General features: G+C 41.7%; 15 protein-coding genes. 4 read left to right on the top strand and 11 right to left on the bottom strand.

Translation table 11 applies throughout. The features are described 5' to 3' along the window. Positions 1–165 precede the first annotated feature (165 nt). The gene (locus AC59JO_RS00925) at positions 166–1866 is read right to left on the bottom strand and encodes a M56 family metallopeptidase (protein ID WP_497302802.1); all 1701 of its coding nucleotides are present in this window, start codon (positions 1864–1866) and stop codon (positions 166–168) included. Further along, positions 1863–2240: a BlaI/MecI/CopY family transcriptional regulator gene (locus AC59JO_RS00920; protein ID WP_091210684.1), complete on the bottom strand. Its 378-nt coding sequence runs from the start codon at positions 2238–2240 to the stop codon at positions 1863–1865. The genes AC59JO_RS00925 and AC59JO_RS00920 overlap by 4 nt, the downstream gene beginning before the upstream one ends. A gap of 257 nt (positions 2241–2497) precedes the next feature. Between AC59JO_RS00920 and dprA the strand changes: the two genes are divergently transcribed. Beyond that, entirely contained in the window at positions 2498–3595 is a 1098-nt protein-coding gene (gene dprA, locus AC59JO_RS00915) for a DNA-processing protein DprA (protein WP_497302801.1), read from the top strand. A 99-nt stretch (positions 3596–3694) separates the two neighbouring features. Here dprA and AC59JO_RS00910 read toward each other — a convergent pair whose 3' ends face one another. The 8 genes from AC59JO_RS00910 to AC59JO_RS00875 form a co-directional block, all read right to left on the bottom strand. Beyond that, positions 3695–4171, bottom strand: a complete 477-nt coding sequence (locus AC59JO_RS00910; protein ID WP_413668752.1) for a SixA phosphatase family protein — start codon at positions 4169–4171, stop codon at positions 3695–3697. 158 nt (positions 4172–4329) lie between these two features. After that, positions 4330–4950: a porin family protein gene (locus tag AC59JO_RS00905; protein ID WP_413668751.1), complete on the bottom strand. Its 621-nt coding sequence runs from the start codon at positions 4948–4950 to the stop codon at positions 4330–4332. A 133-nt stretch (positions 4951–5083) separates the two neighbouring features. Next, complete coding sequence (locus tag AC59JO_RS00900; protein WP_497302800.1) at positions 5084–6049, bottom strand: glycosyltransferase family 9 protein; 966 nt, start codon at positions 6047–6049, stop codon at positions 5084–5086. Positions 6050–6062: 13 nt separating this feature from the next. After that, positions 6063–6566 (bottom strand): D-glycero-beta-D-manno-heptose 1-phosphate adenylyltransferase, encoded by a 504-nt coding sequence (gene rfaE2 / locus AC59JO_RS00895; RefSeq protein ID WP_413668749.1) that lies wholly within the window; start codon positions 6564–6566, stop codon positions 6063–6065. A gap of 334 nt (positions 6567–6900) precedes the next feature. Further along, positions 6901–7464: a D-sedoheptulose 7-phosphate isomerase gene (locus AC59JO_RS00890; RefSeq protein ID WP_413668748.1), complete on the bottom strand. Its 564-nt coding sequence runs from the start codon at positions 7462–7464 to the stop codon at positions 6901–6903. Positions 7465–7534: 70 nt separating this feature from the next. After that, positions 7535–8527 carry a D-glycero-beta-D-manno-heptose-7-phosphate kinase gene (rfaE1, locus tag AC59JO_RS00885; RefSeq protein WP_413668747.1) on the bottom strand — a complete coding sequence of 331 codons (993 nt, stop codon included), beginning with the start codon at positions 8525–8527 and terminating at the stop codon, positions 7535–7537. Between the two features lie 86 nt (positions 8528–8613). Then, a complete protein-coding gene (locus AC59JO_RS00880) occupies positions 8614–10287 on the bottom strand; it encodes a helix-hairpin-helix domain-containing protein (RefSeq protein ID WP_413668746.1) in 1674 nt (557 codons plus the stop codon). Positions 10288–10439: 152 nt separating this feature from the next. Further along, on the bottom strand, positions 10440–11819 hold the full coding sequence (locus AC59JO_RS00875; protein WP_413668745.1) for an outer membrane protein assembly factor BamB family protein: 1380 nt from the start codon (positions 11817–11819) through the stop codon (positions 10440–10442). 97 nt (positions 11820–11916) lie between these two features. Here AC59JO_RS00875 and AC59JO_RS00870 point away from each other — a divergent pair, with 97 nt between their 5' ends. Next, positions 11917–12666 (top strand): ankyrin repeat domain-containing protein, encoded by a 750-nt coding sequence (locus AC59JO_RS00870; RefSeq protein WP_497302799.1) that lies wholly within the window; start codon positions 11917–11919, stop codon positions 12664–12666. A 130-nt stretch (positions 12667–12796) separates the two neighbouring features. On the opposite strand, the gene sppA is transcribed toward AC59JO_RS00870, so the two are convergent. Next, positions 12797–14587, bottom strand: a complete 1791-nt coding sequence (gene sppA / locus AC59JO_RS00865; protein ID WP_497302798.1) for a signal peptide peptidase SppA — start codon at positions 14585–14587, stop codon at positions 12797–12799. A gap of 87 nt (positions 14588–14674) precedes the next feature. Between sppA and folK the strand changes: the two genes are divergently transcribed. Together folK and AC59JO_RS00855 are read left to right on the top strand one after the other, a co-directional pair. Next, entirely contained in the window at positions 14675–15163 is a 489-nt protein-coding gene (gene folK / locus AC59JO_RS00860; protein WP_497302797.1) for a 2-amino-4-hydroxy-6-hydroxymethyldihydropteridine diphosphokinase, read from the top strand. A 16-nt stretch (positions 15164–15179) separates the two neighbouring features. Beyond that, the gene (locus AC59JO_RS00855; RefSeq protein ID WP_413668741.1) at positions 15180–15557 is read left to right on the top strand and encodes an Hpt domain-containing protein; all 378 of its coding nucleotides are present in this window, start codon (positions 15180–15182) and stop codon (positions 15555–15557) included. Positions 15558–15665 lie beyond the last annotated feature (108 nt).

Raw genomic sequence — 15665 nt, 5'->3', positions numbered from 1 at the left:
TTGGATATATTACTAAGTTACAAACTTTTGGATATCAAATGAAATTATTTAACTATTTGTGAAAGAAGAGATTTGAGGAAGAGAAGATGTCTGAACGCAGAAAATTGCCGGGACGGTTTTAGGCCGATCGGCAATGAATTTAGTCGAGAAAGATAGAAGAATAGTTTATTCTACATATCCAACCACAACAACCTGACTTTTTTCTTTGTCAATATTGTTAGCTATATATTTATCGTGCGAATCTATCAGCTTAAGAGCTACGGTAAGGGTATAATCGCCCTGGTTTAAGCCGTCAAGCTTTTCATCAAAATCACTCACTACCCTTGCTACCTCTTTATCTATTTGCGGGTCAACAGTTTTGAGTACTTTAACCCCGTTTATTTTTCCGTTGCTTAGCTTAAAACCCACAGTTACCTGCCCTGTAATACGATTGTTGCGTGCGGCGGCTGGATACCTTACATGCTTGGCTATGTATTTGTAAAGCGGTGCCATCGGATCGGCAGGGGGCGGTGGAGGGGGTAATTGCACTGAAGCCGAAGGCTGCGCCGAGGCTACGGGGTTACCTACAGGTATGGCTTCCTGAACTTCTACCACTTTAGGAGCCTTTTTTGTTTTTTCCGGATTTGCTGGTGGTGGCGGAGGCGGAAGCTTTACGTCAGTTACTTTTGGCTTTTTGCCAGGAGCAGGCGGTGCAGGTGGCGGAGGCGGAAGTTTTGGATAGATCATCATTTTAGGGAAGGTATAGCCATATTTACTTTTCAGCGTAGCCAATTCTTCTGGTGTTGCTTTACTTTTGAAGTATTCTTTTTGCTCGCCGTTTTTTTCGGTAATGATCACCCGGAAATCGGTTTTGCTGTTAATAAGGTAACCGGTTTCCTCGTACTTATAGCCTTTGGCAGTGGTGGATAATTTGTTGACTTGTGAAGTGTCGACAATAGGATTATGGGAAGTCACAGTTGCGGTGGATGTACTTTTTGAGCCTGGCATCAGGTCAATAAATCCATAGCTTTTACTGAATACTAAGGTCGACGCGCAAAGCAGGCCGGCGCTTATGGGTACGGCCACGAGGTATTTTAGCCTGGCTAACTTCCCCGAACGTTTTTGGTTTAACATGATTATCCTCTTTTTTAATAAGTTATAATTGAAAAATGAATGTGCCAGAGCCGAGCCGTTTAACCCATAAGCGTTGCTTACTAAAAATGATGAGTAGCTTAATGCATCGCTTTCCTGCGCTGCCGTTTGCTCATCGGCTATATATTCATGTAGGGTTTTCAGGCTTATCTGCAATAAATAAATCAGTGGATTAAACCAATTGATGATCTTGATCAGCTCGAGGAAAACAATATCAGCCGAGTGTTTTTGACGGATATGCACCAGTTCGTGCCTGATAATGATATTGTTGGCCTCTGTTTTTGTGCCGATAAAAAGGTAGTTAAAGAAGGAGAAAGCCGTATTTGAACCTTCGATATTGATAAGTTTATACTTATCATCAACCAGGGTTTTGGTGGCTTTTGTAAGTTTTGCCAGTTGGTATAGTCGTGCTAAAAGTACAGTTGTAAGTACTATTGCACCCAATATATAAACATAAAGCAGCAGCTCCTGAAAATCTAAAGCAGGTTGTGCTGCCAGTTTATGGTCAATAGCTTGCTTGCTGTTGCGCGGTATAATAAAAGCAGTAGTTGGTGATTCGAGTGCTTTTAGCCAGCCAATTTGTATCACCGGCAATACAAACGAAATTATGCAACTCAATAACAAGTATACACGGTTGAGCGTGTAGTGTGTTTCTTTATTTAAAAACAGGCAATACACCGCATAAAATATGCCGAGGTACAAATTTGCCTCCAGGAGGTAATGCAGCCAGTTCATTGTTTTTCGTTTTTAAGTTTGTCAATTAATGAAGTTAATTCGTCCAGTTCCTTCACGCTAATCTTTTTTTCATCCACAATAAAAGATACCAGGCTTTGATACGAATTGCTGAAATAGTTTTTCATCATCTTATCAAAAGTGAACTTTTTATACTCGGCATCGCTGATGAGGGGGAAGTAAACATGCGAGTTGCCATAAGCCTTATGGTCGATAAAACCCTTGCCTTCCAGCACCCTTACTACGGTTGATACCGTGTTGTACGCGGGCTTGGGCTCCGGCATTTCCTCAATAATATCCTTAACAATGGCTTCTTTAAGTTGCCAAAGGATCTGCATTACCTGTTCCTCGGCTTTGGTTAGTTCTTTGATATGCATAGTAAACTATTTTTATAGTTAGATAAAGATAAAACTATTTTTATAGTTTACAAACTATTTTTATAGTTTTTTGGTAGATGTGCAGATTACGGGTGTGCAGATATGCAAATTGTGTAGAGAAGTCTTGACTTTTAAAGCTGAATATGTTATTCAGGCTGCATATCCTGTATTTCAAATAACGTTCGATCTTACTTGGAAATCGGCCGAATATTTATAATTTGCGGGGCTGTAATCTATAATCTGCGCATCTAAACCCAATGTCATTACTCCATAAAGTTGCCTTATCTTTTGTTAAAAATCTCGGTCCTGTAGCGGCTAAAGCACTAATTGCTTACCTCGGCAATGAAGAAGAGGTGTTTAAAGCTTCGCCCGAAAAAATGACCAGGATACCGGGAATAGGAGAGAAGCGGGCTGTAAAATGGGATTTTGATGATGCTTTAAAGCAGGCCGAAAAGGAGCTTAAGTTTATAGAACAACAAGGTATAGATGTTATTTTTTATACTGATCCCCGGTATCCTAAACGCCTAAAAAATTGCCACGATTCGCCGGTGTTGCTTTATGCAAAGGGGAAAATGGATCTTAACCCTCCTCATATCATTAGTATAGTGGGTACCCGGAATGCCACAGATTATGGCCGACAGTTATGTCATCAGTTGATTGAGGAATTAAAGCAATATAACGTTTTAATAGTAAGTGGCCTGGCGCATGGTATTGATGTAGCTGCTCATAAAGAATGCGTGAAACTCAATCTGCCAACCGTAGGTGTACTTGGCCATGGGCTTGATAGACTTTACCCTGCTCAAAACCGTGCTACAGCTGATAAAATGCTTCAAAACGGGGGATTATTGTCTGAATATCCTTCGGGAACCAATCCCGATAGGGAAAACTTTCCGCAGCGAAACAGGATTGTTGCCGGTATTGCCGACGCAACAGTAGTGATTGAAGCCAGTATAAAGGGCGGTGCACTTATCACGGCCGAAATAGCCAATTCTTATAACCGGGATGTATTTGCTTTTCCAGGCCGGTTAGGCGACGAATTTTCTGAAGGTTGTAACTTCCTGATCCGCAATAATAAAGCAAGCCTGCTAACCTGTACTGCTGATCTGGCTTTTAGTTTGGGCTGGGAAAAGAATGATACTAATAAGCCTGTTGAGCAATTTATGCTACCGTTTGATCTGTCGGACGATGAACGGCTGATCATGGATATACTTCGGCAAAACAGCACACCGGTTGCTATCGATGATCTTACGCTGAAGGCCAATATGCCTATGAGCCAGCTGGCAATGAACTTACTAAATATGGAGATGCAGGGTTATATCAGCTCGCTGCCGGGGAAAACTTATAAGGTGAATTGAAGTTTTAAGTTCTAAGTCTTAAGTCAAAAAGTGACTATCTGTTTTAAAATCTTTCGACTTAGAACTAAAGACTATAGACTTAAGACTTCGGACTTAAAACTATCCCTTCGGCGAATCAAAATGTACCAGTTTTCCATCCTCTTCACTGATAGATTGCCAGCTGTCATTTTCAAAAGTTATGACTGCCACGGCGCAGGTAGGCATTTCTTTTAACTGACTGGTAAGGTAGTATAATATCTGGCTTATGCCCGGGTTATGGCCAACTATGCCAATAAAATCATACTCATCGGGCAGGCTGTTGATTACTTTTACCCAGGTATTTTCACTTGCTTCATAAATTCTTTTATCCTCGCGGGGGGCAGATAATTTAAACTGGTTGGCAAAAATATCGGCAGTAGTTTTTGTACGAAGCGCCGGACTTGTTATGATAATTTGAGGAATTTGCAACTGCCCTTTTAATAGGGTAGCCATTAAAACCGCATCCTGCATTCCCGATTGTTTTAGCGGCCTGTCAAAATCAATATAACCACTTTCATGAGTGGCTTTTGCGTGGCGTATCAGTAATAATTTTTTCATGATTCTAAACGGGAGAGCAATCGGTTTATAATATTACGGTTTTATAAATATAACGTGAAAGGTTTTTAATAGGTTTCAATTATACTAAATTAAAAAGGAGAAGCAAAGGCTCCTCCTTTTTAAAGAGGAGCAGAATCCTCTTTAATTTTGGGGGTTAATTAGAACGCGTAGCCTACTGAAACGCCGAAAACGCGGTTTGTAAGTTTAATACCATCAACATTGGTGATATTGGTTAAACCCCAATCGTAGTTAGCATTGATAAGAAAGCCGGTTTTAAATTTAAAGCCAACTATGGCATTTAAACCAGCATCTGTTCTTTTAATTTCGTCCTGCCCGCTGCCAAATTTAACATCTTCGGAATTGCCGCTATCATCTTTTGCTTTGCCAGAAATACCCATGCCAAGGTATGGGCCGGCACCAAAATAAAAGTCGCCAACAACTGCAGGTACATGGTAAACAACATTTACAGGTACCTGTAGATAGTAAAGTTTTACTTTGCTGTTTGAGCTCGTTTCATCGTCGACAGCGAAGCTTGACGAACCGCCTTTGCCGGTAAAGTTTAAAGCCGGTTGCAATGATACGTTTCCAAATTTGAAATCGACAAAAGCGCCTACATTGAATGAGGTTAAGCTACCGGAATTGCCGGAACCACTAAATCCATCGACTGTTGCATGTAAAGTAGCGAAGTTTACGCCTCCTTTAACGCCAAAGGTTGGTAATTGAGCAAATGCTGCGAAGGATGCCATTAAAAGGCACAGGCTGAGTAAGGTTTTTTTCATCGTGTAAGGATTTTAAGTTAATTCACAAAGTTATACAAATACACTTACGGTAAAAGACATCTAATGTTTTTTGCGAAATATTAACAGTTGTGAAGCTGTAAGTATAACGCAGGCAATGTTTTACAATTGTCAGTTATCGGTTGGAGAAACTCACGATATCTGTCTCTGGCATATCGTTCATACACTTAAAGTGGCCAAGGGGGCATTTTTCAAGACCGAATTTGGAACAGGGGCGACAGGGCAGATCAATACCTGCAACCAGTACTTCCTTCACTTTATAAGGCCAAACGCCCAGCAAGTTGGGAGTGGTGCCGCCCCAAACCGAGGCTATTGGCACGTTAAATGCTTCGGCAATATGTGTGAGGCCGGTATCAAAACCAATTACATTTTGCGCTTCGGATACCAGGAAAACGGATTCATCAAGGGAGGTAATACCGCAGGCATTATAAGCAGATACGCCAACAGCCGCAGCTATTTCATCGCCATTGGCTTTTACATCATTGCCGCCCAATAATAAAACTGGTAGTTGAAGCTGTTTACAAATACTGATGATTTTGTAATTAGGCATCCGCTTGGTAAAATGAGTGGCGCCTATTACAAAAGCAACATAACCATTCTGATGACTAACCGGAAGTAATTTAGTTATGTCATGTTCGGCTTTGATGTAATAGTCAATCGGGCTATCGTCATTAACTACGCCTAAAAACTTAACTGCTTTTAAATACCTGTCAACCAAATGCTCCTTACTTACCAGGTTACGTTTCAGCCTTAAGCTCAGCCATTTTAAAATTGGCTGTTTTTTATAGGTTGATGCTTTGATGCCTGTGCGTAGTTTGATTATACTTGTACGGAGATTATTATGCAGATCAATGATCTGATCATACTTTTCGGCCTTAATCTCGTTGATAGTATCTGTTAAAGAAGGCTTTAGTAACAGCAGTTTATCAACGTAAGGGTTATTATCGTAAATATATTTGAAGGCCGGTTTGGTTAAAAAGTGTACTTCAGCATCAGGTACCTGCTTTTTTAGGCAGCGCACAACAGGTGTGGTATAAATTATATCACCCATCGAGCTAAAGCGGATCACCAGTATCTTCATGTTTATATCAAGTTCAGGAAATCTGGTTCCTGATTTTTTCGATTATTGAGGTTGATGAATATCCTTCAACAAAATTAATGGTTTTAACCTCGCCGCCGTTGGCAATCACTTCTTTAGCGCCAACAATGTTTTCAACTGCATAATCTGCACCTTTTACCAGGATGTCAGGTAGGAGGGAACTGATCAGGTTAAGAGGCGTATCTTCCTCAAAAACAACAATGGCATCTACAAAAAATAGGGCCGCCAACAATGCTGCACGACTGTTTTGATCGTTAACAGGGCGGGTTGGGCCTTTGATACGCTTTACCGAGCTATCAGCATTAAGACCAATCACCAGCTTGTCGCCAAGTTCGGCTGCTTTAGCCAGGTAGGTGAGATGTCCTATATGCAACAGGTCAAAAACGCCATTGGTAAATACCACTTTTTTACCTTCGGCCTGCCAGTTTTTGATCTGTGCCTGCAATGACGGCTGGTCAGTTATTTTATCAAGAAGTGTTTTTTCGAAACCTGTCCTCATTTATTTTTTTCCTGTAGAGATACGTTACATGTCTCTCTGTATTTTATCAGTTGAAAAGGCGCATGTCATGCGTCTCTACTTTATATTATGGTAGTAACCTTCTTGATGGCCAATCGCTTTTAAATCAAATGGCCAATAGGAGGCTCCGCTGGAGCCCTTCTTTGGAGTGTATTCTTCCTATAAACATGTTACTTCCTATGGAGTTGAATTTACAGTATGTTAAACTCCGTAGGAGTACCATGTGTGTAGACAAAAATCGATTAGTATTGGCTCCGTAGGTGCCTCCTGTTTTTAAAGCTGTTGCCTTGGTTAAGTTAGTATATAATGTTATTAATCAAAAAAGATCATCAACTGCTGTACACAGGATATGCCCGATAAGGATATGCATTTCCTGGATGCGCGCGGTAATATTTGATGGCACGATGATATTCAATTCACAAAGTCCGTTCATTTTACCACCATCCCTGCCTGAAAGGCCTAAAGTTTTAACTTTCAGTTTTTTAGCCGACTCAAAGGCTGCTAAAATCCCCGGACTGTTGCCGCTTGTAGAAATGCCAATAAATAAATCGCCCGGCCGGGCAAAGGCCTCCAGCTGGCGTGAAAATACATGCTCATAACCATAGTCGTTGGCAATAGAAGTAAGCGCCGAAGTATCAACAGTTAAGGCAATGCCCGGTAAAGGTTTGCGATCTTTCACATAACGCCCGCTAAGCTCCGCTGCAATATGCTGGGCATCAGCAGCACTACCGCCGTTACCGGCCAGCAATACCTTGTTACCGTTTTTTATAGTTGAAGTGATCATATCGCAGGCTACCTCAATATCGCTGCCAAGCGTATCAATTACCTTTTGCAGGGTATCCTGATGATCTTTAAGTTCGTTTAATATCTTTTGGTTCATTAATTTTATTTCATTAGGTCATTAAGTCATCGAGTCATTTTTTGACCTTTTATCTTTCGCCTTTAACCTTTTACCTTTCACCTTTTAATATATCTTCAACAATCTCGTCCAAAGTAGTTGTTGCACTGCCCACGCGGCGGATTACTATGGCAGCTGCGTGGTTGGCCAGTTCGCATGAATCTTCAATGCTCAAGCCACCAGCCATAAAGTAGGCCATTGTAGCTAATACAGTATCGCCTGCACCTGTTACATCGAAAACCTCGGTGGCTTTTACGGGCAAACTTTGATAATCCTGTTCGCTTAGTATTACCATGCCCTCTTCAGACAAAGTAACTACGATATATTGCGTACCTGTTTGCTCAAAAATAACCTTTCCGGCTTGCTGCAGGCTTTCTATCGAGTTGATTTTTTCGGTTTTAGCAGCCTCCGACAATTCCTTGCGGTTGGGTTTGATGATAAAAGCACCCTTGTATTTTTCGTAATTAAGTCCCTTAGGATCAATAATCACTTTTTTACCTTTAGCATTTGCCGCCTTGATAATGCCTTGTGTTAGAAACGGCGAAAACAAGCCTTTGTTATAATCAGACAAAAGTACCATGTCAGCATTATCGATATAACCGGTTAGCTTACTGATAAGTTCGTTGGCAATAGGCTCCGATACTTCGTCGGTAATTTCACGGTCAACACGTACCAGTTGATGGCTGCCTACAACAACACGGGTTTTAACTGTTGTAGGGCGGTTGGTATCTTTTATGATGGTGTCGGTTTCAACGCCTTCGTCAGCCAGGATCTTAATGAGTTCTCCGGCCGCCTGATCATCGCCAATTACACCGGCAACAATAACTTTTGCACCTAATGATACCAGGTTTTGAACCACGTTACCGGCACCACCCAGTGTGGTTGTTTCGTTTTTTACGTTTACAATAGGTACAGGCGCCTCGGGCGACAGGCGGGTAGCAGTGCCCCATATATAGTGGTCAACCATCAGGTCGCCAATAACCAGTATTGCCGGTTTATGGGATGCTGCCTGTATAGATTGTACTTTATCTTTTAAGTGGTTCATTTAATTTAGTCATTGTTTCATTGCGTCATTAGGTCATTAAATTGTGTCTTCCTAACCTCTGATCTCCAACCTCTAATCTCTTTTTCCTAACCTCTTTTAGCTGCAAACGCCTGCGTGATTTCTGCCAGCGACATTGCGTTCATGCACATCTCCTTATATAAACCACCTTTGCGGGCCGCCAGGATGCCGTAATGCATATCGGTGAAACCTTCAATGCGGTGGGCATCGGGGTTTATGGATAGCATAACGCCTTTATCCAAAGCATATTGGTGCCAGCGCCAGTCGAGGTCGAGCCGCAATGGATTTGCATTGATCTCAATAACTACGTTATTGGCTGCGCAGGCATCTATTACTTTTTTATAATTAATAGGATATCCGCTACGGCTTAATAAAAGCCTGCCGGTAGGATGGCCTAATATAGTTGTATAAGGGTTTTCAATGGCGGTAATGAGCCTTGAAGTAGCCTTTTCTTCATCCATTTTGAGGATGGAGTGTACCGAAGCTACAATGAAATCAAATTTTTGCAGAATCTCGTCCGGGTAATCAAGCGAACCATCATACAAAATGTCCGACTCGATGCCTTTAAAAATATGGAAGCCGTCGAGCTTTTTATTAAGGGTATCAATTTCTTCGTGTTGCTGCAATACCCGCTCAATGCTTAGGCCTTTGGCATAAAATGCACTTTTGCTATGATCACACATGCCCAGGTATTGCAGTTTCAGCGTATCACGGCAATATAATGCCATTTCTTCAATGGTGTTTACGCCATCGCTCCAGGTGCTGTGGTTATGAAGTGTGCCTTTCAGGTCATGCCAGTTGATCAACGTTGGCAGCTCGTTCTTTTCAGCCTTTTCAATAAATAGGGTACCTTCACGAAGCTCGGGTTGTAGCCAGGCCAAACCGGCTTTGGTATAGATCATTTCTTCTGTTTCGGGCTGCTCAACAGGAACGTTTATCCTGTCAAACACTGCCTGTACATGCTCTTCGGTACCGGTATTGATGAATAATTCTTTATAATAATCGGCCTTGTCAACGCAAACAATATCAACAAGCAGGCCGTTTTGCAGTTCGCCCTGGATATGGTTTTTGTTCTTGCTTACGTTACCAAGTATGGTTGAGTTTACCAATGCATCGTAGGCTACATCATGGTTAATACTGCCAACAACGATCACAATTTCAGTAATGATTTCATTTAAGCGCCTGAATTCGCCGGCAAAGTGCTTCAATGCATCAGGGAAAATGGCTTTCACCTCATCCATCAGCTCGTTGGCTTCCTTTTCAACCTGGGCAAAAAGGAATTTGCCGTTACTTGCCATCCTAAACTCGATTGCCTTGCGGATCTCTTCCTGCGTTTTAAGACCGAAGCCTTTGGCCTCTATCAACCGGTTTTCATTGCAGGCATAAAAAAGCTCGCCGGTGTTTTCGATGCCAAGTTCTTTCCAGATGATGGCTACCTTTTTAGGGCCGATACCTTTAATACCCATCATTTCAACCACGCCATCGGGAGTTTTATCCAGCAGGTCCTGCAGTTCGGTCATGGTGCCGGTTGCAAGCAGCTCGGCTACTTTGCCGGCAATACTTTTACCTATGCCATCAATCTTTTCCAATTCGTCCAGCTTTTTACCGGCGATAGGGAAGGGCAGCTTGTCAACCTTAAAAGCTGCATTAGCTACCGATTTGATCTTGAACGGATTAACCTCATGGAGTTCCATGAGTTGCGAGAGTAGACGAAGCGTACGGGCTATGGGTTTATTTTCCATAATTACAATGAGGCGGTAAAAATACAAAAAGCCATTGTAATGACAGCTTAAGCGGCGTGTTTGTTTTTAATTCAGCTTAATATTCAAAGAGGTTATCTAAAACAAAAAACGCCACATAATTGGTGGCGTTTTTTGTCTTTTAACGAGGGAAATTACCAGTCCCCATTTTTATCTACAACCAGCGCCTGCGAGTTGAGAATACTTTCAGGTAGTGGAAATTTCCATACAGGAGTTGCTGTTACGGCATCAAGCGCGTAAAAGAAATGTTCGCCGCCGGCGGCAACAAATATTTTACCATCGGCTATGGTAGCTAAGGATCCATTTGTTATCAGCATTTTTTTGATGATAACGGCACCGGTAGCTGCATTAATTATGTAGAAGTTGTTATCATTGGAGCTGACATATAAAAAGCCATTTGCGAGGGTTGGCCCCGACCAAAAGCCTAAATTGTCAAGGCTTTTCCATATCGGCGAGCCATCGCTTTCTTTTATTGCACGCAGGCTGCCATACGCTCCATCTGTAATATAAATAACGCCATTGTTAATCACTACTTTTGATCGTTCTAAAGTGTTACCGCCGCCAACGGAAGCACTCCATTTTACCGAGCCATCGTTTTCGTTAAGCGCATATAATACTCCCGAACGACCGCCTATAAGCACCGCCCCGTTTGATTCAAGTATGCGCCAGTCGATCAATAAATTTCCTGTATCGAAGCTCCATTTTAGATTTCCGGATAAAGCGTTTAAAGCATATAACTTTCCATCACCACTGCCCATATAAACAACGCCGTTTTTAACAAGAGGGTCGGTATCGGCATTAAACCCAGTTTTATATTTCCATTTTAATGTTCCGGTCAAAGCATCAACAGCGTAAACATAGCTGTCGTCACTACCGAAGTATACAATGCCGTTTACAATTGCCGGAACCGACATGATGCTGCTTTGCGTTGCAAATTTCCATTTTAGCGCTCCGGTAACGGGATCAAGCGCATACATGTTATGGTCAACACTGCCAATATATAAAATGCCGTTTACCAATACCGGGCTGGAATACTCCATACCGCCCTGGGCGGTATATTTCCAGATAAGCGCACCCGTATTTGCGTTAAGCGCGTATAGGTTTTTGTCATGTCCACCTACATAAACCACATTTTTAAGTTTATCATGATGAACAATCACTTTGTATTTTTTTACGGTGCCATCGGAGGCCGTAACGCTATAGGTAACGGGTTCGATAAAGTTGTTTTTAACACCATTAGCAGGTGATACAGATGCTCCGGCATCTACTTTTAAATCAGGGATAAGATTGGTAACATCAGTAAAAATAGGTACCGTTACACTGATGCTGTCTGTAGCAACGGAGATGGAGATGTCGTTTTTATCAAATGCTGTGCCGTCTGATTTTAAAATGTTGAAGCTTGAAAGGTGGTTTTCTTTTGGTTTAACCGGACTGTCTTTTTTGCAAGATGTGAAAAGGATAGCTGTTAATAAAATTAAAGCAGGAATTCGGAGGTGTAGGTTTTTTGTTTTCATAAATTTATAGTTAGCGAATATAAGGCTAAAAGTTGTTGCGACAACAAATATCACTGAACGCCGCTAAGCAAACTTATTTTAAGTTCCTGAAAATAATATGCCCAATTATAACGACATCCTTTACGCAGCCGAAACTCATTCAGTTGATGAGATCAAAGCGTACTTTAATAAAGGCGGCAGCCCGAACGAAGTTCATGATGGGATGCCGGTTTTTACTATGATGGTTGAAATGTACGCCCGCGGTCCGCGGTTTAAAGATTGTGTGCAGGCGTTTATTGATGCCGGACTTGAGTATGAAGATAAAGCGCTGCTGGCAGTTTTGGCTCACGATGAGGAAATGTTGAAGCAGGCTTTAAATGCAGACCCCACGGTTATTAACAAGACCTGTTCCTTATACAATAACACATACACTCCGTTAACTGGCGGCACTTTAATGCATTTTTGTGCCGAATATAATAGCCTTGCCTGTGCTAAGATGCTTTTGGAACATGGTGCTGATGTAAATGCTAAAGCCGCCTTTGACGAACACGGTTTCGGCGGGCATACGCCCATTTTTCATACGGTTAATCAAAACGGTAATAGCTCGGTTGACATGCTTCACTTTCTATTGCAAAACGGCGCCGATTTGTATATCACTGTTAATGGTTTGATTTGGGGCAGGGGATACGAATGGGAGACGTTTATCCCGGCCGTAAACCCGATAAGTTATGCCATGATGGGTTCGTTGCCACAATTTCATCGTAAAGAGCAAACGATTATGGAAACTGTGAGTCTGCTTATAAAGCATGCTTATGGAATTGATTATGTGCCGAAGAATGTTCCGAATGCTTATTTGAAGAGGGGGTAAGGGGTATTATATTTAACAGACTTACGAAGTTTTTAAAACTTCGTAAGTCTTGCTTACAACCTCGCGTTTCAAAAAAAAGCCACCCATACAGGTGGCTTTTCACAATCAAAATGTATGTATTAATGAAATTTTATTTAATCACCAGATCGTAAGGCAGGCGGGCCTGCGGGGTACGCATCATTTGGGTGACACCTTTTATCTGTTGATAAACTCTGTAGTTTTCGCCAAGCTCATTTTTTACCATGCGGGTTTGAACTTCTGCACTTAAACCACTGCCCACTTTGCTGAAAATACTTTTTTGCTCAGGGTAACTTACAATGTTGTAGCTTTTAATCTTAGCTTTTTTAGCGGCGGATGTTATGGCATCGTTTATATTTCCCAAACGGTCAACTAAACCAATTTTCAAGGCTTGTTCACCTGTCCACACACGGCCCTGGCCAATACTGTTAATGTAGGCCTGTGTTTTACCGCGGCCATCGGCTACGGCTTTAGTGAACTCATCATAACCGTGGTTTACACTATTTTGGAGTATCAGTCGTTCTTCCGGGCTCAGCGGGCGGCTGATATCACCCAGATCTGCATATTTACCGGTTTTTACGCCATCAAACGTTACACCCAATTTATCGTTAAATAGTTTTTGCATGTTTGGCAGCACTGCAAAAATGCCTATAGAGCCGGTAATAGTATTAGGCTGCGCGATAATAGAATCGGCAGCGCATGAAATATAATAACCGCCCGATGCCGCATAATCGCCCATAGAAACGATGATTGGTTTCTTTTCGTGGATCAGTTTTACCTCGCGCCAGATCACATCAGATGCAAGCGAACTGCCCCCTGGTGAATTTACACGCAGTACTACAGCTTTAACTTTATCGTCCAAACGGGCTTTGCGCAATGCTTTAGAAATAGTTTCCGAGCCAATATTGTTATCATCGCCATCGCCGCCGGTAATATCACCAGATGCGTAAACAATGGCAATACGGTTTTTTGATGACGAGTCGTCCTCTTTATCATCCGAATCATCGCTTTTGCTTTTGGCATAGTCCCGCAGATCCACGCTTTTCAGGTCGTCTTTTAAATCGGTACCGGTACGTCTTTTCAAATCGTTCAGGATCTCGTCTTTATATTTTAAGCCATCAACCAATTTCAATTTGTAGGCATCTTCAGGAAATTGTATGCGCATGTTATCGGCATAAGTAAATAATGAATCTTTATTTACACCGCGGCTTTTGCTGATACCGGTTAAAAAGTGATCATATAACGAGCCCAGGTATGAGGTTACCTGTAACTTATTGGCGTCGCTCATTTTGGTAAGGAACAACGGCTCAACGGCGCTTTTATAGGTGCCAACTTTAATGATCTGTGCTTCAATCCCTAACTTATCCAACGCACCTTTCAGGAAAGTGGTTTGTGAACTAAAGCCATGAAACTCAAAAATGCCTTTGGGGTTAATGTAAACCTTATCGGCAACGGAGGCCAGGTAGTAAAAGCCCTGTGTATAAACTTCGGCATAGGCTACAATAAATTTGCCCGATTTTTTAAAATCGATAAGTGCATTGCGAATTTCTTCGGTGGTAGCCTGACCTGCTGTCATATAGCTTTCATCAAGATATATGCCTTTAATGTTATCGTCGGTTTCGGCCTTTTTGATATCAGCAAGGATATCATTTAACCCGATTGATTTATCTTCACTCAGTCCTAAAAAATCCAGGCCTGCAAGCGGATTATTGGGAGTACGCTCGGTTATCTGGGTTTTGAGCGACATATATAAGATGGAGTTTGGGTTAACATCTACCGTTTTGTCGCTGCCGGCCGATGCTATGAGGCCGATTACAATGCCAGCTCCTATAACACCTAATATAATACCTGAAATAATTACCCCTACAATAGTGGCCAGAACGAATTTGAAGAATTGTTTCATTAATGTTATAAATCTTTTTAACTATGCAAACTTAGTAATAAGGAGCCGTATAATGCTAAGAGCGGTTTCCATTATATTTGTTACAACATGATTGATGTTTTTTTATTACTCGGGAGTAACCTTGGTACCCGCGAATTGTTTCTGCAGCAGGCAATTGAATCTATCTCTGCTCAAATTGCCCCTGTTAAATTGGTATCATCTGTTTATGAAACGCAGTCGTGGGGGAAAACCGATGAACCCGACTACCTTAACCAGGTGCTGATGCTGCAAACAGATCTTTCGGCGCAGGATGTCCTTGAAAAAATATTAGGTATCGAACTGCAAATGGGGCGCAAGCGTGAGGTTAAATGGGGATCGCGTATCATTGATATTGATATTTTGTTTTATGGCGATAAAGTGATCCATGAGATTAACCTGGTGGTACCGCATCCCGAATTGTATAAACGCAGTTTTACGCTTATCCCTTTGGCCGAGATAGTACCTGATTTTATTCATCCTGTGTTTAAAAAAAATATTTTGCAGCTAAAGGATGAACTAAAGGATAACTTAATCGTAAAAAAGCATATTTTTGAATAAACACAAAGCTTTTATAATGGCAGATATTTCACCGGATCAGGATCTTGATCTTTCTTTTTTATACGAGATTGCTGATGGTAGCGATGATTTTATTGTCGATTCGATAGGGATGTTCCTAGAGCAATCGCCCGAATTACTTAACACAATCAGCGGCGCATTAAATAACCAGGACTGGGCGCTGGCCGCACAAGCAGCTCATAAATTAAAACCCAACCTTGGTTTTTTTGGTATGCCTATAAGCCAGGCCACTATTCAGGAAGTTGAGCTGGCCTGCAAAGCCGGCGGTCAAAATCCGGCAGAGATATTCGAAAAGTTTAACCAGGTGAACAGCATGGTATCCGCAAACCTCATCACTTTAAAAGAAATTAAAGCTGAAAAGGAAGCTAATTTGTAAGGTGAAAGGTTAAAGGTTTTCCTTCCCGATTAGATAAAAAAACAAAGGCAAGAGGTTTCCCTTTTGCCTTTTGTATTTTATAAAGTTTTAGTTGTTTATACAGATAAA

This window comes from Mucilaginibacter sp. A5337, from assembly GCF_059690695.1.
The sequence above is the reverse complement of the archived record's forward strand: the minus strand, read 5'-3'. Positions and strand labels throughout refer to the sequence as shown.

What these genes read in the sequence shown, in the direction of transcription:
- AC59JO_RS00890 (WP_413668748.1), bottom strand. Translation starts at nt 7,464, where the DNA reads ATGAACCAAAAGATATTAAACGAACTTAAAGATCATCAGGATACCCTG.
- AC59JO_RS00875 (WP_413668745.1), bottom strand. Translation starts at nt 11,819, where the DNA reads ATGAAAACAAAAAACCTACACCTCCGAATTCCTGCTTTAATTTTATTA.
- AC59JO_RS00920 (WP_091210684.1), bottom strand. Translation starts at nt 2,240, where the DNA reads ATGCATATCAAAGAACTAACCAAAGCCGAGGAACAGGTAATGCAGATC.
- dprA (WP_497302801.1), top strand. Translation starts at nt 2,498, where the DNA reads ATGTCATTACTCCATAAAGTTGCCTTATCTTTTGTTAAAAATCTCGGT.
- rfaE1 (WP_413668747.1), bottom strand. Translation starts at nt 8,527, where the DNA reads ATGAACCACTTAAAAGATAAAGTACAATCTATACAGGCAGCATCCCAT.
- AC59JO_RS00905 (WP_413668751.1), bottom strand. Translation starts at nt 4,950, where the DNA reads ATGAAAAAAACCTTACTCAGCCTGTGCCTTTTAATGGCATCCTTCGCA.
- sppA (WP_497302798.1), bottom strand. Translation starts at nt 14,587, where the DNA reads ATGAAACAATTCTTCAAATTCGTTCTGGCCACTATTGTAGGGGTAATT.
- AC59JO_RS00925 (WP_497302802.1), bottom strand. Translation starts at nt 1,866, where the DNA reads ATGAACTGGCTGCATTACCTCCTGGAGGCAAATTTGTACCTCGGCATA.
- AC59JO_RS00880 (WP_413668746.1), bottom strand. Translation starts at nt 10,287, where the DNA reads ATGGAAAATAAACCCATAGCCCGTACGCTTCGTCTACTCTCGCAACTC.
- AC59JO_RS00900 (WP_497302800.1), bottom strand. Translation starts at nt 6,049, where the DNA reads ATGAAGATACTGGTGATCCGCTTTAGCTCGATGGGTGATATAATTTAT.
- AC59JO_RS00855 (WP_413668741.1), top strand. Translation starts at nt 15,180, where the DNA reads ATGGCAGATATTTCACCGGATCAGGATCTTGATCTTTCTTTTTTATAC.
- AC59JO_RS00870 (WP_497302799.1), top strand. Translation starts at nt 11,917, where the DNA reads ATGCCCAATTATAACGACATCCTTTACGCAGCCGAAACTCATTCAGTT.
- rfaE2 (WP_413668749.1), bottom strand. Translation starts at nt 6,566, where the DNA reads ATGAGGACAGGTTTCGAAAAAACACTTCTTGATAAAATAACTGACCAG.
- AC59JO_RS00910 (WP_413668752.1), bottom strand. Translation starts at nt 4,171, where the DNA reads ATGAAAAAATTATTACTGATACGCCACGCAAAAGCCACTCATGAAAGT.
- folK (WP_497302797.1), top strand. Translation starts at nt 14,675, where the DNA reads ATGATTGATGTTTTTTTATTACTCGGGAGTAACCTTGGTACCCGCGAA.